Raw genomic sequence first — 25262 nt, 5'->3', positions numbered from 1 at the left:
GGAGGGCTCATGACCGAAGCGATTGTGGCCGAGGGGCTGGTCAAGAAGTACGGCGACGTCACGGCATTGGACGGCATCGACCTGGAAGTGCGCGAGGGTTCGGTGATGGCTCTATTGGGTCCCAACGGCGCCGGAAAAACGACTGCGGTAAGGATATTCACGACGCTGCTCATTCCGGACGGTGGACGCGCCAAGGTTGCCGGGCTGGACGTGGTCGAGGATGCGCGGGCGTTGCGATCCAAGATCGGTGCTTCGGGTCAGTATGCCGCGGTCGACGAGTACCTGACGGGCTATGAGAACTTGGACATGGTCGGGAGGCTGTACCACCTCGGCGCCCGAAGCAGTAAGGCCCGAGCGCGTGAATTGCTCGAGCAGTTCGATCTCGTCGAGGCTGGAGATCGGCCGGTCAAGGGCTATTCCGGAGGAATGCGGCGACGTCTCGATCTCGCCGGCGCATTGGTTGCTCGGCCGCAGGTGTTGTTTCTGGACGAGCCGACCACCGGCCTCGATCCTCGGGCGCGACTCGGCCTCTGGGATGTCATCGAAGGGTTGGTGGCGCAGGGGACAACACTGTTGCTCACGACGCAATACATGGAGGAAGCCGAGAGGTTGGCCGACCAGATCGCCGTCATCGACCGCGGCTCGGTCATCGCGCGCGGTACTGCAGATCAGCTGAAGGCTCGGGTCGGGGGTGAGCGCATCGAACTGAGTGTGCACGAGGTCGAGCATCTCGACATCGTCCGCGAGGAATTGCGCTCGCTTGCCGTGGGGGACATTCAGGTTCAAGAGAATGTCCGTCGCGTCACCGTTCCTGTCGACGACGGCACCGATGCGTTGGTTGCAGCGCTGAATCTCCTGTCGGCACGAGGCATCCGGGTGTTCGACGTCGGTCTGCGCCGGCCCACTCTCGACGATGTCTTTCTCACACTGACCGGGCACCAGGCTGAACTGGAGGATCAGAAATGACCGTGCAGATGGCGCTCGAAGACGGTTTGACCATCGCCAGGCGAAACTTGATCAAGATCAAACGCGTTCCGGATCTGCTGGTGTTCACCACTTTGTCGCCGATCATGTTCGTGCTCTTGTTCGCATACGTGTTCGGCAGCGCGATCTCCGTCCCGGGCACGTCGTATCGAGAGTTCCTGATCGCCGGAATCTTCACGCAGACGGTCATATTCGGTGCAACTTGGACTGGTTTGGGGATGGTCGAAGACATTCAGAAAGGAATCATCGACAGATTTCGATCGCTGCCCATGGCCCCGTCTGCCGTGCTGACCGGCCGAACATCGAGTGACGTGTTGATCAACGTCATCAGCTTGGTGGTCATGTCGTTGACCGGTCTTCTGGTGGGGTGGCGCATCCATTCCAGCTTCCTCGAGGCGGTGGCCGGGTATGCGCTGCTTCTGTTCTTCGCATACGCATTGTCATGGGTCATGGCTGTTGTCGGGCTTTGGATCCGCACGCCGGAGGTGTTCAACAACGCGAGTTTCATCGTCATCTTTCCGCTGTCGTTCATCGCGAACACTTTTGTCGAGACCACCAATCTTCCCGGCCCGCTCAAAGTGATCGCCGAGTGGAATCCTGTGTCGGCGGTGACTCAGGCGGTGCGTGAACTGTTCGGCAATACCAATCCTGCGATGACGGTTCCGGATGCGTGGCCACTGCAGAATCCGGTCATCGCGTCGCTGTTGTGGACTTTCGGTTTGCTGATCGTCTTCGTGCCGTTCGCTATTCGCCGGTATCAGAAGGCAGTCAGCCGCTGACCTGGTGATTCCGGCCGGTAGGGTGGGTATGTGCCGGAGCCCGAACGCATCGACAAACGCAGCCTGAGATACGCCGGGCGACGTGAGGAGTTGCTCGACGCGCTGACCCGCTACGTCATCGACAACGGTGTCGGGGAACTGACGGTGAGGCAGCTCGCCAAGGCCGTAGGTGTGTCGCATGCGTCGTTGCTCAACCATTTCGAGAGCAAGGAGAACCTGCTCTCCGAGGTCATCGAGAACATGCGTGGTGAGTCCATTCCGATTGCGGTTCCGATGAAATCGGGGGTCGATCCGGCGACAGTGCTGACCGCGTGGTGGACCGAACGTACGACGCCGGAGGTCCTGCCGCGGTTCCGAGTGATGGTCGAGATTTACGCCCTCGCGCTCGGCGACCGCGAACGCTACGGACGGTTCCTGGACCGTTTTGTAGGCGATTGGATCGAGGCACTGGAAGCCGGTCTACGACAAGCGGGTTGCCCCGAGGACGATGTTGCCTCTGTCGCTACTCTGTTGCTCTCGCAAATGCGGGGTCTGTCGATGGATCTTCTGGCCACTGGGGACCGGGCCCGCGTCGATCGTGCGTTCGGGCTTTTTGTCGACGGCTTTGCCGCCCGCGCTCGGGAGTGGTCCACGCCAGGATCCGATCGCCTTCAACACTGACCGATCACTACGGTCGAGGCGGTCTCACTGTAGGTTGCCACTCGAGTGAGAAAACCTCCCCGAGTGAATGTTTCAACAGTCATTTCGACCTGCTCCGTACTCGTCTCGACGAGAAGACAGCCACCCGGTCGTAGCCACGGCGCAGCGTCCGCGATGATGCGTCGCTGCAGGTCCAGTCCGTCGGTGCCGCCGTCCAACGAGACCAGCGGTTCGTGAAGACGGGCTTCGGGCGGCATCAGCCTGATCGAATCGGTGGGGACGTAAGGTGCATTGGCAACGACGACATCAACGCGACCGAGTAATTCCGTCGGCAGTGGTTCGAACAGATCGCCTTCGAGTACGCGCTCGGGCGGTGTGATGTTTCGGCGAGCGCACCGCACCGCGGCTGGTTCCACATCTACCGCGTACAAATCGACGGCATCGAGCGTCGACTGCAGGACGGTACCGACAGCTCCTGAGCCACAACACATGTCGACGACGACGCTTCCCGAGACGACGAGTGAGCAGGCCTGCTTGGCGAGGAACTCGGTGCGCCGGCGTGGGACGAAGACTCCAGAGTCGATGTGAATGCGCAAGCCGCAGAACTCGACCCATCCGAGGACAGGTTCGAGTGGTTCGCCGGCAACTCGTCGGTCGACCATCGCGTCGAGTTCATCGAGAGAGCGTGCGGTGTGAAGAAGTAGGCGAGCCTCGTCTTCGGCGAATACGCAACCTGCTGCTCGGAGAATCGCAGCCACCGACTTCTGCTGCGAAGCAGGGAAGGTCGGGAGATCAGGTGCTGACATGAGAGAGCCTTTCGGCCTCCTGATCTCGCTGGGACCTGCACGTATCGAACACCGCCACCCTACCCGAGCAGGCGTGTCACGACGGTAGATGCGGAATGGGAATCTAGGTTGACCAATTGGTAAGGCTGTTCTATGGTCTGAACTCGATCGGCTGATGTGGGGCCGATCACCACAGATGCACCGTCACCGCAATCGTAGGAGAAGTACGTGAGTAAGCGACTGGGTAGGACGCTCGTCGGGCTGAGTGCGAGTGCTTTGGTGGCGTTGACAGTTGCGGCGCCGGCCGGAGCGGAACCGAATGATGCTCCGGGTGCTGTCGTGAGTCGGGAGTTACTCGGTCCCGATCGGGTGATCCCGGGTGCCGTGAGCGCAACAAAGGTGACGTACTGGTCGACGGGCCCGAAGGACGCGCCGATGACGAGCACCGGTGTGGTGTATCGCCCAGAGGGAGCTCCGCCCGAGGGTGGTTGGCCGGTCATCTCCTATGCGCACGGAACGGTGGGTGTGGCGGATCAGTGTGCGCCGAGCAGCAGTGTTCCGCTCGAACGGACCGCGACGCATCTGGGTCACTGGTTGGAGCAGGGATACGCGGTGGTGACGACCGACTACGTGGGGCTCGGAACACCTGGTGTTCACCCGTATCTCGACGGTCGTTCCGCTGCACACAGCGTTGTGGACATGGTGCGTGCCGCTCGTGCGGTCGACGACGACCTGTCGAGCGAATGGGTTGCGATGGGACAGTCGCAGGGTGGGCAGGCGACTATGTTCACCGCTTCGCTTGCCACTGATTACGCACCGGAGTTGGACTACCGCGGCGCTGTCGCCACTGGTGTCCCCTCGAACATCGAAAATCTTCTACCGCTCGGTGGTCCGGCTTTCCCGGCGCTTCCGCTCAAGGGTACGACGGTCTACATCGCGAACGTTCTTGACGGACTGCGTGCTTCGCGGCCGGACATCGACATCGACTCGTATCTGACCCCGCTCGGCAAGACCATCCTCGACGACGTCGAGAACAACATGTGCTACACCGAGGCGCGCACGAAGTACGGAACCGTCACACTCGGGCAGGTGCTGACGAAGTCGCTGGACAATCCAGTATTCATGGAGGCTGCGCGTGAACTGCTCACTGTGCCGACCGCAGGATACGACCGCCCGTTCTTCATCGGTCAGGGGTTGTCGGACATCGATGTTCCGGCACCGCTGACACTGAAGTTCGCGGCTGACCTCGCTGCCAACGGTGTGGATTTTGCATTCCATACCTATCCCACTGATCATCTGGGAACCGTCCCGGCTTCGGTTCCAGACAGCACTCCCTTTGTCGCGGCGCTGTTCTCTGGTCGACAACCCTGTACCGGAAGCCTCTGCTGACCGAGGTCTTTCAGATGACCCCCACTCCGCGAAGGTGGATGTCGATCGGGATCCGAAGTTGCCGAACGGTTTCGCTGGAGTGAGGGTCCCGGCTACGTGATCCCAGGCAATAGTCGAAGATCAAGCCCTCCAGCAGGCTCAGGAAATTTGCGGCGGAGACGTCAGGGTCGTCAACGCCAACGGTTTCGAAGACGGGTCTTGCCTTCTCGAACGAAAACACGCTGCCTTCGAGGAGTTGGTGCAATGCCGAATCTCGGGGAGTTTCCACGAGTAGTGCATAGCGCGCGATCAATTCGTGTCTGCGGTGCGAGAGAAGATCGTCGAGATACTCGGCCGTCAGGGCAGCAGGATCGCTGGGCCTCTCGTGGAGTTCGTCGAAAGTCGAACGTGACCGGTGCACGATGTGCAATGCGGTTGCTTCGAGAAGTGACTCGCGAGTGCGGAAGTAGTACGACGTCGAACCGGCAGGAAGTTCCAGGGACTGATCAACCGCCCGGTGGGTGAGTGCACGCGGGCCCTGCTCGGCGATGATCGTGACGGCGGACGCCGCAATGAGGGCTCTGCGATCGGGCTTCATGTCGTTCCTTGCTGTCGATGTTGCATGCTCCCGGAGTTGCATGCTGCAGATGGTGCGTCGTGAGGGTCACATTGACTCGATTTGCCCTCGGTCACTAGCCTCGACTCTACAGATGTAGAGGAGCCTCATGTTGCTGGACGAAGAGCAGTTGGCGGCACATGAAGCCCTCGATGCACTGCGGGCCCGAATCTCGGGCGGTGAGGCCGGCGGAGGGATCTACCTCTGGGGTAGCGTCGGCCGCGGTAAGACGATGCTCATGGACGAGTTCTACGAGAGCATCCGAGTCGGCAAGCGGCGCATTCACTTTCATCGGTTCTTTGCAGATCTGCACTCTCGGGCGCACGAACTCGGGTCGATGGGCGCGGCGCTGGACCACGTCGTCGACGGAATCCGCGTGCTCTGTTTCGACGAGTTCCACATCGACGACGTCGCCGACGCCATGTTCATGGCAAGGGTTCTCGACACAATCGTCGCGAAAGGTGTGACTGTTGTTGTCACGTCCAATGTCCCGCCGACCGATCTTCTTCCGAATCCGCTTTTTCACGAGCAGTTCGTTCCGTCGATCGAGTTGATCGAGCGGACTCTCGAGGTGATCGAATTGGGTGGCTCCGTCGACTATCGGACGGCGGGTCAGCCAGGTGCCGGAGACTACCGTTTTGCGACAGGGGAATTCCTCGTCGGCTCGGGAATTACGTGGCCTTCGGGCGAAAGTGTCGAATTGACGATAGGCACACGCACATTGGAGTGCTCGGCGATTCGAGACGGTGTTGTCTGGTTCGACTTCGAGGTGCTGTGCGCTGGTTCGACCTCGGCTGCCGACTATCTCGAGCTTGCCTCCAGCTTCGACGACTGGGTGATCTTCGGAGTACCGGTGCTCGCCGAAGCTTCGGAATTTGCCCTTCGCCGTTTCGGAAATGTCGTCGATGTTCTCTACGACGTCGATGCGCGACTGACGGTGTATGCCGCTGCCGGTGTCGAGGACGTTGCGGGCAGTCTTCGGGACGTTCCCGGATTGGCGCGCCTCTACAGTCGTCTGTCGTTGCTGGCGAGGACGGAGATGGACAGCGTCAACGGGGACGGACAGCGTCAGTTGAGGAGTAGCGTCAATTCCAGGTGAGGCCGCCGGTCGCGGCGCTGGGCGTGAGCCCGAACATACTGTGGCAGATACGGTTGAGATGGGCGCTGTCGGTGAAACCGGCCTCGTGTGCACTGGTTGTCAGGGTTGCGCCACTGCTCATCACTTCCATGGCACGTCGTAACCGTAACCAGCGGATGTAGGTCGAAAAGTTCATCTGCAGTTGATCGTTGAAGATTCTTCCCAGCCGTCCGGGCGAGATGGAGACCAGGGCGGCGATGTCCGTCAGTGTGACCTGCCCCGAGATTCTCTCGGGAAGTAGCGTCAGGGCATGCTCGAGGGCCGGGTGAAGAGCGCCTAAGTTCGACGCCTTTTCGCGTTCGGATAGTGAATCGATCAGCCTCGCTGCGTATTCCAGATCCGAATCAGCGCCGCGGTCCGTCATCACTACTGCGGTCTGCCCACGGTCCGACCAGTCGGCCACATCACCGCGGCCCGGCTCCGGTGGCCTGATGCGCAGACCCATCCCGGTGGTGGAGTCAACGTAGATCGCCCGTCCCCGCGCACCCTCGGAGGCGGACAACGCGTGGACCGCCCCGGATGGAATGACCACGGACCGCACGACTTCACTGTGGCCGTCCACGTCCGTGACCGTGACGTCCCCGTCGTCGATGATCATGATCTGAACAGCGGCGTGCGAATGCATGTGCGCGGATCCCACTGCGCCGGTGAACATGAGAATTCCGGGCTGCATGTGGACGGCGCCGGACCAGGTCATGTCGGAAATCATAGTGACGACCCTGACAGAGCTCGGGGTCCGGTCATCCTCCGGTAGGACCGAGCTCAGTCCGAAGATCGTGCGCTGGGCCGATGTGTTCGCGAAGGGTTCACGAGAAGGTGGAATCATGAACAACGCACAAGCACCCGCAGTCCTGTCGGTCCACGCGCTGGGCAAGTCGTACGGCGACGTTCCGGTGCTCCGAGGTGTATCGCTGGAAGTGCGCGCCGGTACTGCCACGGCCATCATGGGTCCTTCAGGATCGGGGAAGTCGACACTGCTGCATTGCATGTCAGGAATCGTCAAGCCCGACGCGGGAGCAATCTTGCTGAGCGGCCGGCATATCGAGAACCTCGGTGAGAACGACCGCAGCCGGCTCCGACGGGAGTCGTACGGTTTCGTTTTTCAATCGGGCCAACTGTTGCCGGAGCTTCCGGCGATCGAGAACGTCGCTTTGCCCTTGGTGCTCAACGGGTTGTCCATCGCAGAAGCCAAGCGGACGGCGCACGGCTTCTTCGCGCCGTTGGGGCTGGATGGGTTGCAGGATCGTCGCCCGGGTCAGATGTCGGGTGGGCAGTCGCAACGTGTGGCGATTGCGCGAGCGTTGGTAACCAAACCCGCCGTTCTCTTCGCAGACGAGCCGACCGGTGCCCTCGACGCGCAGACGAGTTGGGAAGTGATGAGGGTGTTGCGTGATTCGGCTCAACAGATCGGTTCTGCGTTGGTCGTCGTCACTCACGATGCCGAAGTCGCTCGGTGGTGTGATCGCACGATGATGATGCAGGCCGGTTCGCTCGTCGGGACACAGGTGGCGGCATGAAGGCCACAGCGCGCGTTGCATTGATGACGGTGCGCGGTGAAGGGCGAAAGGCCTTGAGTACCTTCGCGCTCCCAGTGTCCGCATTTGCCGCCTCGACGACGTTGTTGCTGACGGTGCTCGGCGGCTACGGTGCATTCGCGGGCAGATCGAGCGAACCCGAAGCCGAGGCGTACCTAGCACTCGCAGGGGTTGCTTCGGTGTTGATGATCGTTCCAGCCATCACTCTCGGTCTGGCGGCGGCCCGCTTGGGCGCCCGTCGTCGCGACGAACGACTTGCCTCGCTGCGACTCATCGGATCCACCCCTCGCCAGATCGTTGCGCTGTGCGCTGCGGAATCGGGTATCCAGGGCTTGGCCGGTGCGTTGATCGGTGTGGTGGGATACCTCCTCGCGTTGCCGCTCGTAGCTCTCTTGAAATTTCAAGGTCGGACATTCGAGTGGAGTGAGCTTTGGGTAGGCGCACTTCCGCTGGTGGGCATCGTATTCGGAATGACCATCCTGGCTGCTTTGACGTCGATGCTCGGGATGCGCCAGGTGTTCGTGAGCCCGTTGGGCGTCACGGCGGGCAATCCTAGCGCCGCACCGAAGATGATCTTCGCTGTGGCTGGGGTGGGGGTTCTTGTGGGATGGAGTGCATTCGGGGGCTCCGCGGCAAGCATCGCGGCAATCCTGGTGGGCCTTGGTCTCTGCTTCGGCGTTGTTGCGTTGGTCGGTCCGTTCGTCATTTCGCTGCTTGGACGGATCATGCTCAAATGCGCCAAAGACGGTGCTTCGCTGATTGCGGCGCGTCGGGTCCTGGATAATCCGAAGGCTGTGTGGCGCACGGTCAGCGGTGTGACGATGGCCAGCTTCGTTGCCGCAGGCACATCTCTCCTCGCCGCGATAGGCAACGGGGAAGGGCAGGATTTGCAGCCAGGGCAGGAGTTCCTGTTCGCGGACATGAGAACCGGGGTGTTGTTCACTCTCGGAGCAACATTCACGTTGGCGGCCATCTCGTCTGCGCTCACCCAGGTATCCGGGATCCTCGACAACCGTGAGCTGTATCGGAGTCTGACTTTGGCCGGCACACCTGTCGAGGTGATGGACAGCGCCCGCATGAGGCACGTTCGCACTCCCGTGGTGGTGATGGCACTGGCCGGCGCCGGCGCTGCACTGCTGTTCCTCTTCCCACTGGCAGGGGCAGCCGTATTGACCACTCCGATGGCGCTGGTTCAGTTGGGTGTCACCCTGGCTGTGGGGATCGCGTTGGTGTTGGCCAGTGCGTTTGCAGCCAAGCCCGTCATGCGACGGGTACTCGCGGGCTGAATCTCCACCGATCGTCCGTCAGTTCTGTTTCCGGAACGGTTCGGCCAACTGGCCGAGGTAGTCGTCCGGGTAGTCGGGCTTGGCCGCCATTCCGAGATCGTCACTGCTGAAGCGCTTTTCCGGATCGAAAGAATAAGTGCGGAAAAGGTGATCCCAGATCAGAGTGAACAAACCGAAATTGACGTCACCGATTCCCGCCCACTTCAGGTGATGGAATCGGTGGCCGGCGTTGAGGGCGAGTATCGGACGCAGGGGGCCGATGCGGTAATCGGCATTCGAATGCTGAAGCAGGAGTTGGACAGCGACACAAACCGCGAGCGCCGAGGCAACCGGGACGGGCATCCCGAGGAGGATCAGTGGCAGGACGCCACCGGCGGTTTCGAAAGTCTGATGCACGGGGTGCTTCATCAGTCCGTTCATACCGTAGAACCGTTCGAGGCTGTGATGAACCGCGTGGAAACGCCACAACCATCCAACCTTGTGGCTGATCAAATGCACCACGGTGATGCCGAAATCGGCAACCAACACTGCGAAGACGACCTGAAGGACAAACGGAAGACCGCTCGGCCACAGCCCGTCGAACGGAATCACCGCGGCCATCAACGGGATTACCGCGACGCTGACCAAGATGAGGGATTCGTTGACAAACGCATGGACAGCGTCGCGAAACCTGTCCGGTCCCGGGGCATTCCACGAAGATTCGTAGGGAAGCGCCCGTTCGGCCGCGAAAGAGCAGGCCACTGCGAAGAGAATCAATGCCACCAGTGACCATTTCGGCGCGCCGGATGCCGCCAGCGCGATTGCGGCTCCGTTGATTCCCAAGAGCATGAACGGGACGTACCCGTATCTGACGATGAAGGTGAGCATGTGATCGATGGTGCTCGATACTGGTGGCTCTCGACTTGTACGAATCGGTCGACTTTCAGTCAACCGAACAGGCGGTATCGCGTTACTTCGTCAGTACGGTGGCGAGTGCAGCGCTCAGATACGGAGTGATGTTCTCGACGACCCGCGTCACGATCGCAGTGGCAACGTCAGCGGGTTGCAGTGGCACAGACGGCGTCTGCGGCAGTGCCGGGGGAGCAGGCGGAGCGGGCTCGGACATCATCGGCGTGTAGGTGTTGTGCTTCGTGAAGTAGCCGAAGACCGAATCCACGAACACCTCGGGCGCATCACGCGGCTTGGGCATGTTGCAGATGCCGTCACCCTCGATGCAGACTTCCTGCACTGCGATGTCTCCGAATCCGCCCCGTGCTCCGGACATCGTCGCTCCCGGAACGACATTGGGCACTACGGTTTCGATGCCCCCGGCCGAGTTGCGAGGGTCGGCGTAGAGGACGCCTTCGACTTGCGACTGCGGAATGGATCCGTCGCGTGCGATGTCACCGAGAACGTCGCCGGCAATACGCGCTCCCTGTGAGTATCCGGTGACGACGATCTCGCTGCCCGGGCACTGAGCGTGGAAAGCGTTGACTTCAGTGCGAAGCGTCTGGGCGCCGGCGGCAACGCTCTGGTCGTACGTCTGATCGCCGAGCGGCCAGAAGCTGGCGGGGTAGGTCACCGGCTTGGAGGCGTAACCCTGGGCCACGTAGCGATCGGTGACGGGTTGCGTCGTTTGTCCCGTCGGATCCCACGTTCCGCCGACCGCGAATACCGCACCGGCCGGGCACGACCCACTGTCATTCGGGTCCGCTCCGGCAGGCACCGACATCACAAGAGTCACCCCCGCTGTGACTGCAACCGTGCATGCCACTGACATCGCGTATTTCCTCATCGGGCCTGTCCCCATCTATCTACGTTCTCGTTCACTGGCGAGACAACCCGCGGTCCGACGCGTTTCGTTCGGTACTGAAGAGAATGGTGATGGGGCGATAAGTCCTGGAGGTAATCCGTGCGTAAACAGGAAGTTGCCGACCGACGCTGTTTGCTACCAGCGTGTGTGGCGCGTCACGGCGTCGGGACCTGCGGTGGGTGATCCGGTTCGAGGAGGGTTCCGATGGCCTTGCCCATCGGCACGGCGTTGTTGAGGTCCGCGTTGGTCGTCGGCCCGAGCGTGGCGTAGACGACGATCGTCGTCTTCGAGTCGGGGTAATAGAGCGCAAGCCCGTCGTAGCCGCCGTACGACGGGTTCATCACCAGCCAACCGTCGAGGTGCCCGGTCCCGAAGGAAAAGAACTTGTCCGCCGTCATACTTCCCAAGCCCGCAGTCGTCGGCGCCATCTGCTGCTCGAAAGCCTTGTCGGAGAGTAACTCTCCCGTTCCGAGCGCGCGCACCCACTTTCCGACGTCGGCGACAGGCGCGTTCATGTTTCCGCTGTGCAGGAAAGCCGTCGGATTCCAGAAAGTGGAGTCTTCGAATACTCCGCGTTCATTGGTGTAGCCGTGCAGGATCGGCTCGTCCATCTGCGACGTGAGCACAACGCTGCTGTGGTCCATCCCGAGCGGATCGAAGACGCGCTGCTGAAGTAGGTCGCCCAGCGGTTTTCCAGTCGCTTTCTCCATGACGTCGCCGAGCAGCGTCAGATCGCTGTGCGCGTACGCCCAACCGGTGCCGGGTTCGAACAGCGGTGGGCGGGAATTGGCAAGATTCAGGATCTCCTCAGAAGTCCAGCCCTTCATCGGGTTGTCCGTGAAGAGTTTGAGGAACTGTGGATCGGTCACGTAGTCGGAGATGCCCGACGTGCTGTTGGCCAGCATTCGTGGAGTGATGGTCTCTGCGCGTGGAAAGTTCGGTTCCCACTTCGCGATCGGTTGATCGAGGGGAAGCGTTCCCTCTTCGTCGAGTTGCAGCAGAACTGTCGAGAGCATCGGTTCCATCGGCTGACCGACGCGCAACTGCATGTCGGTTGTCGCCGGAACTCCGATAGGGGACTCTCCGACGGCACCGAGAGCAATCTCGTCGTCGCCCCGCCACACTCCGAACACGGCGGCACTGAGGCCCAAGTCGGCCACCTGACGGCGGACGAGGTCCGCGATCTCGGTGGATTCCTGACTGCTCGCGGTGCTGGGAGATGCGCTGCTCGTGTTTGTTGCCGAGTCCTCGTCGGAACTGCACGCAGCGGTTGCAATGGCAACGGTCAAGGCGATCGACAGAGCAGCTAGCCGCACCCGAGTGCGGTGGTGGGAGGAATTCATGCCTGCGATCCCTTCGATGTGGAAATCGAGCAACCGACGCCTAGCAATGTCCCAATTGACTGAATTTAGCGCAGTTCGAAGGGGGAGGGAACAGATTGACGGTTAGGGGTGACTGCTACTCCCAGTGCCTGATCACGTCAGTCCTCAGTCCGGCGTTGCGTCCGATTCCGCTCGTCGGTCCTGCGCTTGCTGGAGCTCGGCGTTGATGCGACGAGCCTCGGTGAGTTGGTCTTCGAGGATGATGATGCGGCAAGCCGCGTCGAGCGCCGTGCCGTTGGCTACGAGTTCGTGCGCGCGGGCCGCGATGCGCAGCTGGTACCGGGAGTAGCGGCGATGTCCGCCCTCAGAGCGTTGTGGGGTAAGCAGTTTCGCGGCATCGAGGCTACGAAGGAAAGCTTGCCTGACACCGAGGATCTCGGCCGCATGTCCCATGCTGTACGCAGGATAGTTCTCGTCGTCGAATCTGCCGGAGGGGTCCCCCGGTGGTGTATCTGCCGGAATGGCTCGCTTCTTTCGCTGAACGGACGGGGCCCCCGGCGCGAGGTGCGCCGGGGGCCGGATGGGGTTGAACTTACTTACATAACTGCATTCTTTCGAACTTCCGGACTCGCACAAAACGTCCGGTAGCCGCTTTGAAGGGGGGTGCCGGGTCCTACTACACACTCACACACGAATTCGGCCCCGGCACGTCCCTGCCCTGCGGTACTGCTTGCGGGTAGTTCATCTCTCCCGCATCTCTTGACTCGTTCCTTGCTACGAGAAAAAAGATACAACACCCTCGTGAGAATGTCTACCCTGACCGCTGTAGATATTTTGTCGCGAAGTTTCTAGGTATCGATGTTCAGGAACGGCCTGGTCACCGGGGGTGAGAGCGCTCCATGTGAGTCATGGGAGATGAATCTGGGACAATGCTCCGATGCGAAATACCCCGAAGTCCGAGTCGTTGTTGCGCGCCCGCGCGGAGAGGGAAGAGCGCACCGGCTCCTCCGAGCATCCCGCTGGTGGCGCGTCGAACCCCGGAGAGGGCTCGTCGTCGTCCGAGCCGGGGGCACGCAGCGACAGCGCCACGATTCGGTCGGCTCGGTCCGAGCTCTCAACTCATGCCAGGGCCGTGGAAAGTATGCACGAGGCGATCCATCCTGATCGCGATTGAGTCAGTTACCTGGTCGGGATGCGGGGGGACTCCTTCATCCCGCTCACTGCAACGCACGACGGCCGCCGCACTCCCGAAAGTAGGGGAGTGGCGACGACCGTCGAGTTGGCAGAGTGCGTGCCTGGTGCTTGGACCTCAGGGCAGCAACTGGTCCAGGAAGGTGTTGCTGAAGACCTTGTGCGGATCCAACGCGTTGTATGCGGCGTTGGCGGTGTCCCAGTTGTCGCTCGATGGGACGCCGTCGCGGTAGGTCTGGGGGAGGCCCTGGGTGATGATCGGGGCGTCGGTGTACGGCTTGTCGGGGCCGAACGCCCAGCCTTTGGACCACTCGGGGCGGAAGGTGGCGTCGTTGTTGTTGTAGTGATTACGCATCCACTGTTCCATTTCGCGGTAGAACGCGAACATGCCGGGGGTTCCGGGGACGCCGAGGACGTTGAGCCAGATGGCGGTGTCCCATTCCGGATGGTCGGGGCGCGGGCGCATGGCCGAGATGGTGGGGGCGCCTGCCGAGTCGACCTCGACGTCCGAGGGTTGATCGAGGCCGCAGCAACGGATTTCGACGGGGCCGTTGAGGGGGAACTGTCCGATAGAGCGGTAGTACTCCATGCGACCGTTGAACCACTGGGTGAAGTCGTGGATGACCTGGCCGATGTTGGCGCGGGAGGTGATGACGGCTCCGCCGCCCTCGGTCAGGCGCAGGGTGGTGGCCCGGATGTAGAACTGGACGTCCTTGGACCATCCCCACAGGTCGTTGGAGAAGGTCGCGGCGAGTCCGGCAACGGTGGTGGCGTACATGATCTGCCCGAATGCCGGTGCGATGCCCGGGTTTCCGGCGTTGATCTGCCCGATCATGTCGGTGACCGGCTCCGGGAGGTTGTCGGAGAAGATGTAGTTGTAGGGCCCGGTCACCTCACGCGAGAACGGCGGCTTGGTGGGGGCAAGTGACCACACCTTCATCCACGGGCGTTCGGTGAAGGGGTACCAGATTGCTTCTGCGCGACCGTTTTCGCGGACGAACTTCTCGAAGGTGCGTCCGGACGCTCCGCGGGCACCGAAGAGTTCCTGCCAACCGATGTCGGTGTGGCTGACGCAGCGCATGCGGTAGTTGGGGGCGGCCTGCAAGGTGACGGAGGTGAGGAAGGTGCGTCCGAGGTGAGTCAGCAGCGGCTTGATCGCTGCATCGCTACGCGCGTACGTCTCGAGCGCGTACTCGCTGCCGTTCCAGACCACTGCGGTCAGGGAGGTGACGAGGTTGGAGAGTGAGCCGAAAGTCTGTCCGGGAACGTGTGCTTCGCCTTCGGCGGGGAGCGCTGCACCGTGAGCGTCGACGGCGAGGCAGCCGGCGATGGTCAACACACCGGGCGCCGGCAGGTTCGCGAACCCGAGGCCCTGTGCCTGCAGTGCGGTGGTGATGGCGTCGAGGGTCGCGCCGGGTCCTGCGGTGACGGTGGCCGGGCTGCCACCGGCGTTGACGGAGACGCCGGTGAGGTGGACCGTGGTGTCGGCGAGGATGACCTTGTCGACCGGCGCACCGTTGACGATGGTCAGCGGCGTCCAGCCGTGCATGGCACCGCGGGGACGAATGGTGTAGCCGTTGGCATGGCCCCAGTTAGCGAGGCGGACTATGTCTTCGGGCGTCTTGGGTGAACAGGTCCAGATCGCGTCGAGCATGATCTCTTTGGACCAGTTCTGATATGCCTGCTGGTACAGCGCGATGCCTTCGGGGAAGGCAGGCGGCGGTGTGAGGGTGGAGACAGGACCACCCGCGGAGCCGGAGGAGCCGGCGGGGACGGCGTAGGCCGGCGTCCAGCCGGCGAATGCGGTCGCTGCCACGGCGCCGGCTCCAGCGGCCATGAAACCTCGTCGGGACAGTCGGAACTTTTCGTCTTGTGCCGTCATCTTCGGGCTACTCCATCGGGTTCGAGAACTACGGTGAGTTCTAACAGGTGGGTATCAGACAGGTTGGTATCAGACAAGAGTGAGAACTACGTCAGCCAGGGCAGGAGCTTCGCGCTCCAGTACGGAAGCTGAGATCAGGAGTCGCCCATTGTCTTTCCAGATCTGGATACTCAAGTTCTCGCCGGGAAATATGACCCCGGCAAAGCGGGCCCGAAATCCGGCTACCCGACTGCTGTCGCCGTCGAGCATGGTATCCACTGCGGTCTTGCAGACCATTCCGTAAGTACACAGTCCATGCAGGATAGGCGCTGGAAAGCCTGCCGCGGAGGCGAATTGCGGATCCGAGTGCAACGGATTCCGATCACCACACATCCGGTACAGCAAAGCCTGCTGTGGAAGCACAGGCGTCACCACTGTCTCATCTGCTTCGCGATCCGGAAGCGTAATCGACTCCGACGGACCACGTTCACCCCCGAAACCACCCTCGCCGCGGGCGAAAATGGACGAGCGAGCTGTCCACAGCGGGTTGCCCTCGGCGTCGACCGTGACGGATTCCTGCACGATCACCGCGGCCTTGCCCTTGTCCCAGACCTCGGCGATTCGAGTTGTGGTGCGGCCACTTCCACTTGCCGGGATCGGCTGATGGACAGTGACTTCCTGGCTCCCGTGGACTACCTTCGCCAGATCGATTTCGACGCCGGGGAACGAGACCTTCGGCGCTTCGGTGGCGTGGAAGTTGGCGGCGACGGTGGCAAAGGTGGGTAGTACCTGAGGCTTTTCGTCGTCGAGGTATCGAAGCTCGTTCGAATCGAGCGGCCGAGCACCTGCCCCTAGTGCCAGGTGGTAGTGCTGCACGTCCGACGGTGTCCATGAGAACTCTTGTGGCGCAAGCTCGGCGCCGAGTGCGATCTTCGGATCAATTGGCATGGTCGACCGCCGTCTTTTCAGCTGCCGGTGCCTCGGTGCTCTCAGCCTTCTTCGCACGCTCGACGATGTCGAGTACTGCCAGGTAACCGAAAGTCATTGCGGGACCGATGGTCGCGCCTGGTCCGGCGTAGGTGTGGCCCATGACCGGAGCGCTCGCGTTGCCAGCGGCGTAGAGACCGTCGATGACGCTTCCGTCTTCGCGTAGTGCTCGACCGTTGACGTCGGTGCAGATACCACCCTTGGTGCCGAGGTCACCCGGAACCATCTTGATGGCGTAGAACGGAGCCTTGCTGATTTCGGCGAGGCTGGGGTTCTTCAGTCGGGGATCGCCGTAGTACGCGTCGTAACCACTGTCACCGCGTCCGAAGTCCTCGTCCTTGCCGTTGCGTGCGAAGCCGTTGAACCGGTCGACGGTTTCGGTCAGCGATGCGACGGGAAGCCCTGTCTTCTCGGCCAATTCGGCGATGGTTCCCGCCTTGACCACGATGCCGGCCTTGAGCCAGCGGCCGGGGAAGGGGGAGCGGGGAGTGATACCGGCAAACGTGTAGCGGTTGCGGTAGCGCTGATCGAGAATCATCCACGTCGGGATGTTCTCGCCGGCGCCTTCGCCCTGACCGTACTCACCGCCGTACATCGCATGGGTTGCCTCGACGTACGGAGCCGCCTCGTTGCCGAAGCGCTTGCCCGACATGTTGACCATCATGCAGCCCGGGAGGGTGCGCTCGGAGAGAGCGAACCACGGTCCGCCGGTCAGCGGAATGGACGGGCCCCACCAGGCGTCGTCCATGAAATCGACTGCAGCGCCGACTTCTTGGCCTGCGCGGATGCCGTCGCCGGTGTTTGCCTTCGCGCCGACGGTCCATTCGGTGCCGATGGGTGCGCGCTGGTACTTCTCACGCATTTCCTTGTTGTGCTCGAATCCGCCGGATCCCAACACAACTCCGTGGCGAGCGCGGATGACCTGCTCCTCGCCGTCGATTAGGACGTTGACGCCGCGAACTGCGCCGTCTTCGGTGTACAGGGAGGTCAGCGGGGTGTTCAGCAGGATGGGTACTCCGGCGGACTGAAGTCCGAGTCGAATACCGGCGACCAGTGCCTGGCCGCGAACCAGCAGATCCTTCTTTGTGGCCTTGGCTGCGAGGAATCGCATGCCGACCTTCATGGCGCGCAGGGGTCCGCGAGGATTGCGCATCAGCAGGTTGAGCCACTTGTAGTCGGCCTGGGTGATGACGAAGTTCTTGGGGGCCTTGACGTAGTCGGGCTCGAGGTTCTTGCGGTCGGCGCCCAACTTGTTGCCGTCGAACGGGGTGGGCTCGACACTGCGGCCACCGAGGCGTCCGCCGGGAGCTTCCGGGTAGTAGTCGGAGTAGCCGGGCACCCACTGCAGTTCGAGAGGGCTGTTCTTCAACACGAACGAGAGCATCTCGGGACCGCGCTCGAGATAGGTGTCGATGCGTTCGGGAGCGACGACGTCGCCGATGATGCTGTGCAGGTAGGAACGTGCGGCCTCCGGGGTATCGGTGACACCGTCCGCCTGAAGTGCCTCGTTGTTGGGGATCCAGACCCCACCACCGGAACGGGCGGTCGATCCGCCGTAGTGGGCGGCTTTCTCCACGATGACCACACTCAAGCCCTGGTGGGCTGCGGTCAAGGCCGCTGTCATACCTGCGGCACCACTGCCGACGACGACGATGTCGTATTCCTGCTTGCTCATGTAGAACACGTTATAGAATGATGGGGGTGTCAGTCCATGCTTTCTGCCAGGAAGTATTTCCGGACGTTGTCATTGATAACGAAACACGTTGCAGTGAGATTGAGGATGGTGCGGTGTGACCTGGGATACTTCGGTTGACGTCCTTGTGGTCGGGTTCGGTGTGGCGGGCGCCAGTGCGGCGCTCGAAGCGGTAGCGGCCGGTTCGTCGGTTTTGGCGATCGACCGAGCACTCGGTGGTGGGGCCAGCACTATTTCCGGAGGAATTTACTACGCCGGCGGCGGCACCGTGATTCAAAAGGAAGCCGGTGTCGAGGACAGTCCCGAAGCCATGCTCGCCTACCTGAACCGCGAGGTCGGTGACGCGGTGACGCCGCAGACTCTGCGCCGGTTCGTCGACGAGAGCCCGGCGTCGATCGACTGGCTGCGCAGTCACGGCGTGCCGTTCGAGGCGTCACTCTGTCCGTACAAGACGTCGTACCCGAGCAACAAGCACTACCTCTACTTCTCGGGTAGCGAATCTGCCGGCGGGTTCCGTGACATCGCAAAACCTGCTCCTCGCGGCCATCGCGCCAAGGGGCGTGGCACGTCGGGAAAGATGCTCTACGGCCCGCTCGCGAAGTCCGCGGAGGCCAAGGGCGTCCAGTTGCTCGGCCAGACGAGAGCGGACCGGCTGATCATCGAGGACGGCCGGGTGATCGGCGTCGAAGTACTGACGCTTCGTGACGCACCTGCCGGAGTTCGTCGGCGTCACGCGACGCTCGGATCTCTGTCCTCCAAGCCCGGCGTCTACGCGCCGCAGTTGCGCACGATTCTCGACGCACTCATCGCGAAGATCGAGAAGAAGCACGCTAAGCGGATTCGCATCCAGGCACGCGGCGGCGTGATCCTCAGCGCCGGCGGCTTCGTGTCCAATCGCGAGATGATGCGCACCCATGCCCCCGCCTACAAGGGCGGTATCCCGCTCGGCACCTCCGGGGACGACGGCAAAGGCATCAACCTCGGTATCGAAGCCGGGGGAGCCACCGACAAGCTCGGCAATGTTTCCGCCTGGCGATTCATCGTCCCGCCGAGTGCTTTTCTCGGTTCCATCCTGGTGGGTGAATCCGGTGCGCGAATCGTCGACGAGTCACGTTACGGTGCCGCTCTCGGTCAGGCGATGGCAGAGAAGAGCAACGGAATCGGTTGGCTGCTGGCAGATTCCGAACTCGTTCGCGAAGCGAAATCGCAGATCAGTGACCAGTCGATGTGGTTCCAGCGGGTACAGACCACTGGCATGATGCGTACCGCAGTGCGTGGCAACACCATTGCCGAGGTCGCCCGTAAAGCGGGGATAGACGTCGCCGGCCTTCAAGCCACCGTCGACGCGCACAACTCCGCTGCCGCTGCCGGACAACCTGATCCGATGGGCAAACCGTCGGACTTCGTCAGGCCGATACTGTCTGCGCCGTTCACGATGTACGACGTCTCGATCAAGCCCAACATGATGAATCCGTGCCCGATGCTCACGCTCGGTGGATTGGTGGTCGACGAATCGTCCGGCATGGTGAAAAACGAGGCCGGGGAGGGTATCCCTGGCCTGTATGCCGCCGGCCGTACCGCCGTCGGTATCTGTTCCAACTCGTATGTGAGCGGCTTGTCGCTCGCCGACTGCGTGTTCTCCGGACGACGAGCCGGTCAGCATGCAGCCGCATTCTCCACAGTCGGAAAGGCCTGAACGATGCTCTCGACGCAGATCCGCGGCGAACTTGCCGACCATCTTGATTCGGCGGAACGGGATCGCGCTCCGATCAGCCCGCTGATCGCCACGTATCCGGACATCGACGTCGTCGACGCCTACGAGATCCAGCTCATCAACATCAGGCGTCGTGTTGCCGGTGGCGCAAAGGTGGTCGGACACAAGGTCGGACTCTCGTCACTGGCGATGCAGCAGATGATGGGCGTCGACGAGCCAGATTACGGTCACCTGCTCGCCGAGATGGAAGAGTTCGAGGACCGTCCGGTCGACACGGCGCGCTTCTGCTTCCCACGCGTCGAGGTGGAGGTCGCCTTCATTCTGGGAGCAGATCTGCCGGGCGCCGGGTGCACCGAACAAGACGTCATCGACGCCACTGTCGCCTATGCGCCGTCCATCGAGTTGATCGACAGCCGGATCAAGGACTGGAAGATCGGCCTCTCGGACACCATCGCGGACAACGCGTCCTCCGCCGGGTTCATTCTCGGCAAGGAACGAGTTCGCCCGTCGGACATCGACATCAAGGCGATTGATGCGGTGCTGACCTGCAACGGCGAGCGGATTGCGGAGGGGCGCAGCGATGCGGTTCTCGGTAACCCGATCACCGCTGTCGCGTGGTTGGCGCAGAAGGTCGACACGTTCGGAGTTCGGCTCAAGGCCGGCGACATCGTTCTGCCGGGTTCGTGCACGCGAGCGATCGACGCTCATCCAGGCGACAACTTCCGAGCCGAGTTCAGCGGCCTCGGTTCCGTCTCTCTTCAGTTCACGTAGGAGTAGTCATGACCAAGGCAAGTGTGGCGATCGTCGGATCGGGAAACATCAGTACCGATCTGTTGTACAAACTGCAGCGTTCCGAGTGGCTCGAACCGCGATGGATGATCGGAATCGATCCCGAGAGTGAAGGATTGGCGCGCGCCCGCAAGATGGGACTCGAGACCTCCGCCGAGGGCGTCGACTGGTTGCTGAACCAGGCGGAGAAACCGGACCTGGTCTTCGAGGCAACGTCGGCATACGTGCACCGCGAGGCAGCACCACGCTACGAGGCCGCCGGTATCCGTGCCATCGACCTGACTCCGGCCGCGGTCGGCCCGGCTGTGGTTCCGCCCGCGAACCTGCGTGAGCACCTGGACGCACCCAACGTCAACATGATCACCTGCGGTGGGCAGGCAACCATCCCGATCGTCTATGCGGTATCGCGAGTCGTCGACGTGGCGTACGCCGAGATCGTCGCCTCCGTTGCATCGTTGTCCGCCGGCCCGGGAACTCGCGCGAACATCGACGAGTTCACCAAGACCACGAGCCGCGGTATCGAGACCATCGGCGGCGCACAGCGCGGTAAGGCGATCATCATCCTCAACCCCGCAGACCCGCCGATGATCATGCGCGACACCATCTTCTGCGCTATCCCCGAAGACGCCGATCAGGCCGCGATCACCGACTCCATTCACCGTGTCGTCAAGGACATCCAGCAGTACGTGCCCGGCTACCGGTTGCTCAACGAACCGCAGTTCGACAAACCGAGCGTCGTTTCCGGTGGCTATGCAACGGTCACCACGTTCGTCGAGGTCGAAGGCGCAGGCGATTTCCTGCCGCCGTACGCGGGCAACCTCGACATCATGACGGCAGCAGCCACCAAGGTGGGCGAGGAAATCGCCCAGAAGCTTCTGAGTGTGAAGGCATGAGCGACATGATTCATTTCGATTCGAGCTGGGACATCCGCGTCACCGACACGTCACTGCGCGACGGCTCCCACCACAAGCGTCATCAGTTCACCGTCGAAGAAGTACGAGCCATCGTCGGTGCCCTCGACGGAGCCGGAGTGCCGGTCATCGAGGTCACTCACGGCGACGGCCTCGGCGGGTCCTCCTTCAACTACGGCTTCTCGAAGACTCCCGAGCAGGAACTGATCAAAGCTGCAGTCGAGACGGCGACCAACGCGAAGATCGCCTTCCTGATGCTGCCCGGGTTGGGCATCAAGGACGACATCGTCATCGCACAGGACAACGGTGCGTCCATCTGCCGCATCGCAACTCACTGCACCGAGGCAGACGTATCCATCCAGCACTTCGGCCTCGCGCGTGAGCGTGGACTCGAAACAGTCGGATTCCTCATGATGGCTCACTCGATTCCGCCGGAGAAGCTGGCCAAGCAGGCTCGCATCATGGCCGACGCGGTTGCCAGTGTGTGTACGTGGTCGACTCGGCCGGCGCGCTGGTACTCGAGCAGGTATCCGATCGCGTCGAGGCGCTGGTTCAGGAACTCGGCAACGACGCTCAGGTCGGCTTCCACGGCCACGAGAACCTGGGCCTGGGCGTCGCCAATTCCATTGCGGCAGTTCGTGCGGGAGCCAAGCAGATCGACGGTAGTACCCGTCGGTTCGGTGCCGGCGCCGGCAACGCCCCGGTCGAGGCCTTCGTCGGTGTTTGCGACAAGATCGGCGTCAAGACCGGTATCGACTTCTTCGCCATCGCCGATGCAGCCGAAGATGTTGTGCGCCCGGCAATGCCGCAGGAATGCCTGCTCGATCGTCAAGCGCTGATGATGGGCTACGCCGGCGTGTACTCGAGCTTCCTCAAGCATGCCGAGCGTCAGGCCGAGCGGTACGGAGTGTCGTCCGCGGAACTGTTGGTGCGCGCAGGCAAGCGCAAGTTGGTCGGCGGCCAGGAAGATCAGTTGATCGACATCGCGCTGGAACTCCAGCGCGAAGCAGCGGCTTCCTAGCCCATGGCAGACGTACTGGCCGGGAAAGTGGCCTTGGTGACCGGCGCGTCCTCAGGGCTGGGGCGCGCCGTCACCGAGATACTCCACAGCAGGGGCGCACAGGTTTTCGGTATCGCCCGTGACAAGGAAAAGCTGCGGCAGTCGATGGTCGAGGTGGCCGGCACGGACGGTGAGCGTCGTTACGCAGCGACGGACGTCTCGGATTCTGCTCAGTGTGATGCGGCCGTGCAAGCCTGTGTCGACGCGCTCGGTGGTATCGACATCCTCGTCAACGTGGCGGGATCGCACTCGCTTCGTCATACGGCGGATATTGCGGATTCCGAATGGGCACATGACCTTGCGGTCAATCTGAACGGACCGTTCTTCCTTTCCCGAGCAGCACTGCCGCACTTGCTGGAACGGGGCGGCAACATCGTCAACGTCTCCTCGATCGCGGGGCTGGAAGGGCAGGCGTACTCGGCTGGATACTGCGCTGCCAAGCACGGACTCATCGGACTGACCCGTGCGATGGCGATGGAGTTCACCGGAAAATCTCTGCGTGTCAACGCAATCTGCCCCGGCGGCATGATGACCCCTCAAGTCACCGGATTCACCTTCCCCGACGGAGTCGACTTCGATCTCGTCATGAAGGTTGCGTCGCCGCGTGGCTTGATGGAAGCCGAGGACGTTGCGAAGATGGTGGCTTTCGTGGCCTCCGACGACGCCTCGGCGATACACGGGGCCGTTTACTCGGTCGACAACGGAAAAATGGCATGAACCCGTTGGTCTCGGGACCGATCTTCCAGATCTGCTGGGTGGTCGAGGACATCGAGGCTGCCGAACAGGAGTTCACTCGGCAGTGGGGAGTGGAGCGGTGGCTGCGTATGCCAGGCATCGTCTTTGGCCCCGAGACCACAACGTATCGCGGGGAGCCCGCGGACTATGTCGTGCACGTGTCGATCGGATATGCGGGCAGCCAACAGCTCGAGCTGATCCAACCAGTGTCCGGACGCAACCTGTACACGGAATTCCTGGAGACTCACGGCGTCGGAGTTCATCACATGGCTTGGGTTCCAGACGATTACGAGGCGACGTTGCTAGAGGCCGAGCGTCGCGGAATGTCGGTGGTGCAACAAGGTCGGGTAGAGGGCGCCGGCATGGAGTTCTCCTACCTCGATGCCGGGCCATTGGGTGGATACGTCGAGTTGATGAAGCTCTCACCCGAGATCCGGTTGATGTTCGCTTCGCTCATTCCTGATTGACGGCAAACACTTTTGCGAAGTAGTCGGAAACGTTCTCCGGGTGACCGCGGAATCCGAGGTAGCCGTCGGGGCGAATGACCAGCGCCGCCGTACCTTCCACCCCATACGCGGCGCATAGCTGCGAGTCGTTGTCCTCGATGATAGGCACCAACGAATCGACGGTCACGGTTCCCGGTGGCACTATCGCGTAGACGTCCAACATGCCGTGCGCTGATCGAATGGCGGCGTCGGCGACCTTCTCGAGGCTGTTGATGCTCTCTGCGGATCCGTCCGAAGTCAGCAGTAACGTGTGGTCGACTCCGGACAGCAAGTCGAACAACCGAATTGGATACTGCACACCGTCTCGGCGCATTCCGCGTGCATCGGGTGCACGCTCGCCCGGTTGAACGTGTGGACTCGAAGAATCACGCCCGGTGTTCAGCGGACTCTCCGAGTAGTCGATCAACAATTGAGCCTGGCGCCGCATTGCCGTGTCGATGGAAGACTCTCCCGAACCGATTCCTTCTCGAGCATTTCGGACGGTCATCCCGACGACTTCTTCACCGACCGGACGTCTTTCGACATCGTAGGTCCCGAGAAGATCTGTTGTTGCAACGCCTTTGACGGCGAGCGCTACCTTCCATGCGAGATTGTGGGCGTCCTGGATGCCGGTGTTCATGCCCTGCGCGCCAGTCGGGGGATGGATGTGCGCGGCGTCGCCGGCGACAAAAACCCGTCCGCGACCGTAAGCGTCGACGATGCGGTGGCTGATGCGGAAGACCGAGGACCATCGCAGCATCGAGGCGGTTGTCGGTTCTGGGGACAATCTGTCGAGCACGGCCTGGATGTGATGGAGTTCAGGTGTCTTGCCGGTTGAAAAACCGTGTTGTACAGAGGCTTTGTTCGACGATTCGTCCGGCATCAAATCGTCCGGAACGAGCATCGACATGCGGTACCGCTTGTGTCCGGGAAGTGGGATGCAGACGAGTAGGTCGTCGGTGGTTCCGTCGTCGGTGGTGTGGTTGGCGCGGACGGAGTAGCCGCTGGGGATCGACCAGTCGACTTCGACGTCACCGAGCATGTAGCTTTCCGCAAACGCGCCGCCCTCGAAGCTCAGGCCAAGCCCTTTGCGGACCACGCTGTGAGCGCCGTCGGAACCCACCAGATACTGGACATTCACGGTGCTGCCGTCGCTGAGTGTGCAGGTGACGGCGCCGTCGGATTGTTCGAATGCGGTGAGACCGACTCCGCGTTCGACGGTTGTCCCCAGCTCGGCGAGTCGCTCGGTGAGGATGCGCTCCGTCGAGTACTGGGGGAGGCAGAGGAACCAGTAAGGAACGTCCTCGGGGAGGGTGAGGTTGACGCGGGCGACCTCGACGCCGTTCGTGTACATGATCTGACCGCGCATCAGTGTCGAGGCGTCGAGTGCATGGCGGAGCACCCCCATGTTCTCGAAAAGTTCGAGAGTGCGTGGCTGAATCCCGACGGCTTTCGCGTATTGCCGCGGTTCGTCGAGGGGGTCGACTATTCGACAGGAGATGCCGCGTCTGCGCAGCTCGATCGCGGTGGTCAAACCGATCGGGCCGGCGCCCGCTACCAATACGTCGGTATCCATGAGGACCCACTCACGT

Annotated in this window: 24 protein-coding genes and 1 pseudogene; 14 read left to right on the top strand and 11 right to left on the bottom strand. The window is 62.0% G+C overall.

The window, feature by feature from the left end:
- The first annotated feature begins 9 nt into the window (after positions 1 to 9).
- Genes ACKAMS_RS08675 through ACKAMS_RS08665 form a run of 3 tightly spaced genes read left to right on the top strand, consistent with a single transcriptional unit; the run spans position 10 to position 2423 of the window.
- Positions 10 to 966, top strand: a complete 957-nt coding sequence (locus tag ACKAMS_RS08675) for a daunorubicin resistance protein DrrA family ABC transporter ATP-binding protein (RefSeq protein ID WP_003945489.1) — start codon at positions 10 to 12, stop codon at positions 964 to 966.
- Complete coding sequence (locus ACKAMS_RS08670; protein ID WP_003945537.1) at positions 963 to 1763, top strand: ABC transporter permease; 801 nt, start codon at positions 963 to 965, stop codon at positions 1761 to 1763. Before ACKAMS_RS08675 ends, ACKAMS_RS08670 begins: the two co-directional genes overlap by 4 nt.
- A gap of 30 nt (positions 1764 to 1793) precedes the next feature.
- Positions 1794 to 2423 carry a TetR/AcrR family transcriptional regulator gene (locus ACKAMS_RS08665; RefSeq protein ID WP_097387891.1) on the top strand — a complete coding sequence of 210 codons (630 nt, stop codon included), beginning with the start codon at positions 1794 to 1796 and terminating at the stop codon, positions 2421 to 2423.
- On the opposite strand, the gene ACKAMS_RS08660 is transcribed toward ACKAMS_RS08665, so the two are convergent.
- Positions 2414 to 3208, bottom strand: a complete 795-nt coding sequence (locus ACKAMS_RS08660; RefSeq protein ID WP_279218347.1) for a putative protein N(5)-glutamine methyltransferase — start codon at positions 3206 to 3208, stop codon at positions 2414 to 2416. The two genes, ACKAMS_RS08665 and ACKAMS_RS08660, sit on opposite strands and share 10 nt — an antisense overlap.
- Positions 3209 to 3415: 207 nt before the next feature.
- On the opposite strand from ACKAMS_RS08660, the gene ACKAMS_RS08655 reads away from it, so the two are divergent.
- Complete coding sequence (locus tag ACKAMS_RS08655) at positions 3416 to 4576, top strand: lipase family protein (RefSeq protein ID WP_046377918.1); 1161 nt, start codon at positions 3416 to 3418, stop codon at positions 4574 to 4576.
- A 10-nt stretch (positions 4577 to 4586) separates the two neighbouring features.
- Here ACKAMS_RS08655 and ACKAMS_RS08650 read toward each other — a convergent pair whose 3' ends face one another.
- Positions 4587 to 5153, bottom strand: coding sequence for a TetR/AcrR family transcriptional regulator (locus ACKAMS_RS08650; protein ID WP_408988889.1), 567 nt, complete (start codon positions 5151 to 5153; stop codon positions 4587 to 4589).
- Positions 5154 to 5280: 127 nt separating this feature from the next.
- Here ACKAMS_RS08650 and zapE point away from each other — a divergent pair, with 127 nt between their 5' ends.
- Positions 5281 to 6270: a cell division protein ZapE gene (gene zapE / locus ACKAMS_RS08645; protein WP_408988888.1), complete on the top strand. Its 990-nt coding sequence runs from the start codon at positions 5281 to 5283 to the stop codon at positions 6268 to 6270.
- Here zapE and ACKAMS_RS08640 read toward each other — a convergent pair.
- Complete coding sequence (locus tag ACKAMS_RS08640) at positions 6257 to 7006, bottom strand: helix-turn-helix domain-containing protein (protein WP_408988887.1); 750 nt, start codon at positions 7004 to 7006, stop codon at positions 6257 to 6259. The genes zapE and ACKAMS_RS08640 overlap by 14 nt on opposite strands.
- Here ACKAMS_RS08640 and ACKAMS_RS08635 point away from each other — a divergent pair.
- Together ACKAMS_RS08635 and ACKAMS_RS08630 are read left to right on the top strand one after the other, a co-directional pair.
- Positions 6981 to 7826: an ABC transporter ATP-binding protein gene (locus ACKAMS_RS08635; RefSeq protein ID WP_408988886.1), complete on the top strand. Its 846-nt coding sequence runs from the start codon at positions 6981 to 6983 to the stop codon at positions 7824 to 7826. The genes ACKAMS_RS08640 and ACKAMS_RS08635 overlap by 26 nt on opposite strands.
- Entirely contained in the window at positions 7823 to 9130 is a 1308-nt protein-coding gene (locus ACKAMS_RS08630) for an FtsX-like permease family protein (RefSeq protein ID WP_408988885.1), read from the top strand. Before ACKAMS_RS08635 ends, ACKAMS_RS08630 begins: the two co-directional genes overlap by 4 nt.
- A gap of 18 nt (positions 9131 to 9148) precedes the next feature.
- Here the strand turns inward: ACKAMS_RS08630 and ACKAMS_RS08625 are convergent, their stop codons facing one another.
- The 4 genes from ACKAMS_RS08625 to ACKAMS_RS08610 all read right to left on the bottom strand — a co-directional run bounded on the left by ACKAMS_RS08625 (position 9149) and on the right by ACKAMS_RS08610 (position 12697).
- A complete protein-coding gene (locus ACKAMS_RS08625) occupies positions 9149 to 9997 on the bottom strand; it encodes a sterol desaturase family protein (RefSeq protein ID WP_019746874.1) in 849 nt (282 codons plus the stop codon).
- 82 nt (positions 9998 to 10079) lie between these two features.
- Complete coding sequence (locus tag ACKAMS_RS08620; protein WP_020968420.1) at positions 10080 to 10889, bottom strand: PE-PPE domain-containing protein; 810 nt, start codon at positions 10887 to 10889, stop codon at positions 10080 to 10082.
- Between the two features lie 188 nt (positions 10890 to 11077).
- Positions 11078 to 12265, bottom strand: coding sequence for a serine hydrolase domain-containing protein (locus ACKAMS_RS08615; protein WP_408988884.1), 1188 nt, complete (start codon positions 12263 to 12265; stop codon positions 11078 to 11080).
- Positions 12266 to 12409: 144 nt separating this feature from the next.
- Entirely contained in the window at positions 12410 to 12697 is a 288-nt protein-coding gene (locus tag ACKAMS_RS08610; protein ID WP_020906139.1) for a MerR family transcriptional regulator, read from the bottom strand.
- Between the two features lie 484 nt (positions 12698 to 13181).
- Here ACKAMS_RS08610 and ACKAMS_RS08605 point away from each other — a divergent pair, with 484 nt between their 5' ends.
- A complete protein-coding gene (locus ACKAMS_RS08605) occupies positions 13182 to 13418 on the top strand; it encodes a hypothetical protein (RefSeq protein ID WP_128636506.1) in 237 nt (78 codons plus the stop codon).
- A 135-nt stretch (positions 13419 to 13553) separates the two neighbouring features.
- Here the strand turns inward: ACKAMS_RS08605 and ACKAMS_RS08600 are convergent, their stop codons facing one another.
- The 3 genes from ACKAMS_RS08600 to kstD all read right to left on the bottom strand — a co-directional run bounded on the left by ACKAMS_RS08600 (position 13554) and on the right by kstD (position 17958).
- Complete coding sequence (locus tag ACKAMS_RS08600) at positions 13554 to 15317, bottom strand: cholesterol oxidase substrate-binding domain-containing protein (protein WP_021342857.1); 1764 nt, start codon at positions 15315 to 15317, stop codon at positions 13554 to 13556.
- 69 nt (positions 15318 to 15386) lie between these two features.
- Complete coding sequence (locus ACKAMS_RS08595; RefSeq protein WP_046377926.1) at positions 15387 to 16244, bottom strand: MaoC/PaaZ C-terminal domain-containing protein; 858 nt, start codon at positions 16242 to 16244, stop codon at positions 15387 to 15389.
- On the bottom strand, positions 16234 to 17958 hold the full coding sequence (kstD, locus tag ACKAMS_RS08590) for a 3-oxosteroid 1-dehydrogenase (RefSeq protein WP_172932259.1): 1725 nt from the start codon (positions 17956 to 17958) through the stop codon (positions 16234 to 16236). Before kstD ends, ACKAMS_RS08595 begins: the two co-directional genes overlap by 11 nt.
- 115 nt (positions 17959 to 18073) lie before the next feature.
- Here kstD and ACKAMS_RS08585 point away from each other — a divergent pair, with 115 nt between their 5' ends.
- The 6 genes and pseudogenes from ACKAMS_RS08585 to ACKAMS_RS08560 all read left to right on the top strand — a co-directional run bounded on the left by ACKAMS_RS08585 (position 18074) and on the right by ACKAMS_RS08560 (position 23652).
- Positions 18074 to 19672, top strand: a complete 1599-nt coding sequence (locus tag ACKAMS_RS08585) for an FAD-binding protein (RefSeq protein WP_021332385.1) — start codon at positions 18074 to 18076, stop codon at positions 19670 to 19672.
- A 3-nt stretch (positions 19673 to 19675) separates the two neighbouring features.
- Positions 19676 to 20461, top strand: a complete 786-nt coding sequence (locus ACKAMS_RS08580; protein ID WP_408988883.1) for a 2-keto-4-pentenoate hydratase — start codon at positions 19676 to 19678, stop codon at positions 20459 to 20461.
- A gap of 8 nt (positions 20462 to 20469) precedes the next feature.
- Entirely contained in the window at positions 20470 to 21372 is a 903-nt protein-coding gene (locus ACKAMS_RS08575; protein ID WP_019746894.1) for an acetaldehyde dehydrogenase (acetylating), read from the top strand.
- Positions 21369 to 22411, top strand: a pseudogene (dmpG, locus tag ACKAMS_RS08570) (4-hydroxy-2-oxovalerate aldolase). Before ACKAMS_RS08575 ends, dmpG begins: the two are co-directional and overlap by 4 nt.
- Positions 22412 to 22414: 3 nt before the next feature.
- The gene (locus ACKAMS_RS08565) at positions 22415 to 23167 is read left to right on the top strand and encodes an SDR family NAD(P)-dependent oxidoreductase (protein WP_182261267.1); all 753 of its coding nucleotides are present in this window, start codon (positions 22415 to 22417) and stop codon (positions 23165 to 23167) included.
- Positions 23164 to 23652 (top strand): VOC family protein, encoded by a 489-nt coding sequence (locus ACKAMS_RS08560; protein WP_020906146.1) that lies wholly within the window; start codon positions 23164 to 23166, stop codon positions 23650 to 23652. The genes ACKAMS_RS08565 and ACKAMS_RS08560 overlap by 4 nt, the downstream gene beginning before the upstream one ends.
- On the opposite strand, the gene ACKAMS_RS08555 is transcribed toward ACKAMS_RS08560, so the two are convergent.
- Positions 23639 to 25246, bottom strand: a complete 1608-nt coding sequence (locus ACKAMS_RS08555; RefSeq protein WP_408988928.1) for an FAD-dependent monooxygenase — start codon at positions 25244 to 25246, stop codon at positions 23639 to 23641. The genes ACKAMS_RS08560 and ACKAMS_RS08555 overlap by 14 nt on opposite strands.
- Positions 25247 to 25262 lie beyond the last annotated feature (16 nt).

Source organism: Rhodococcus sp. 5A-K4, from assembly GCF_046097995.1.
GTDB lineage: Bacteria > Actinomycetota > Actinomycetes > Mycobacteriales > Mycobacteriaceae > Rhodococcus_F > Rhodococcus_F erythropolis.
The sequence above is the reverse complement of the archived record's forward strand: the minus strand, read 5'-3'. Positions and strand labels throughout refer to the sequence as shown.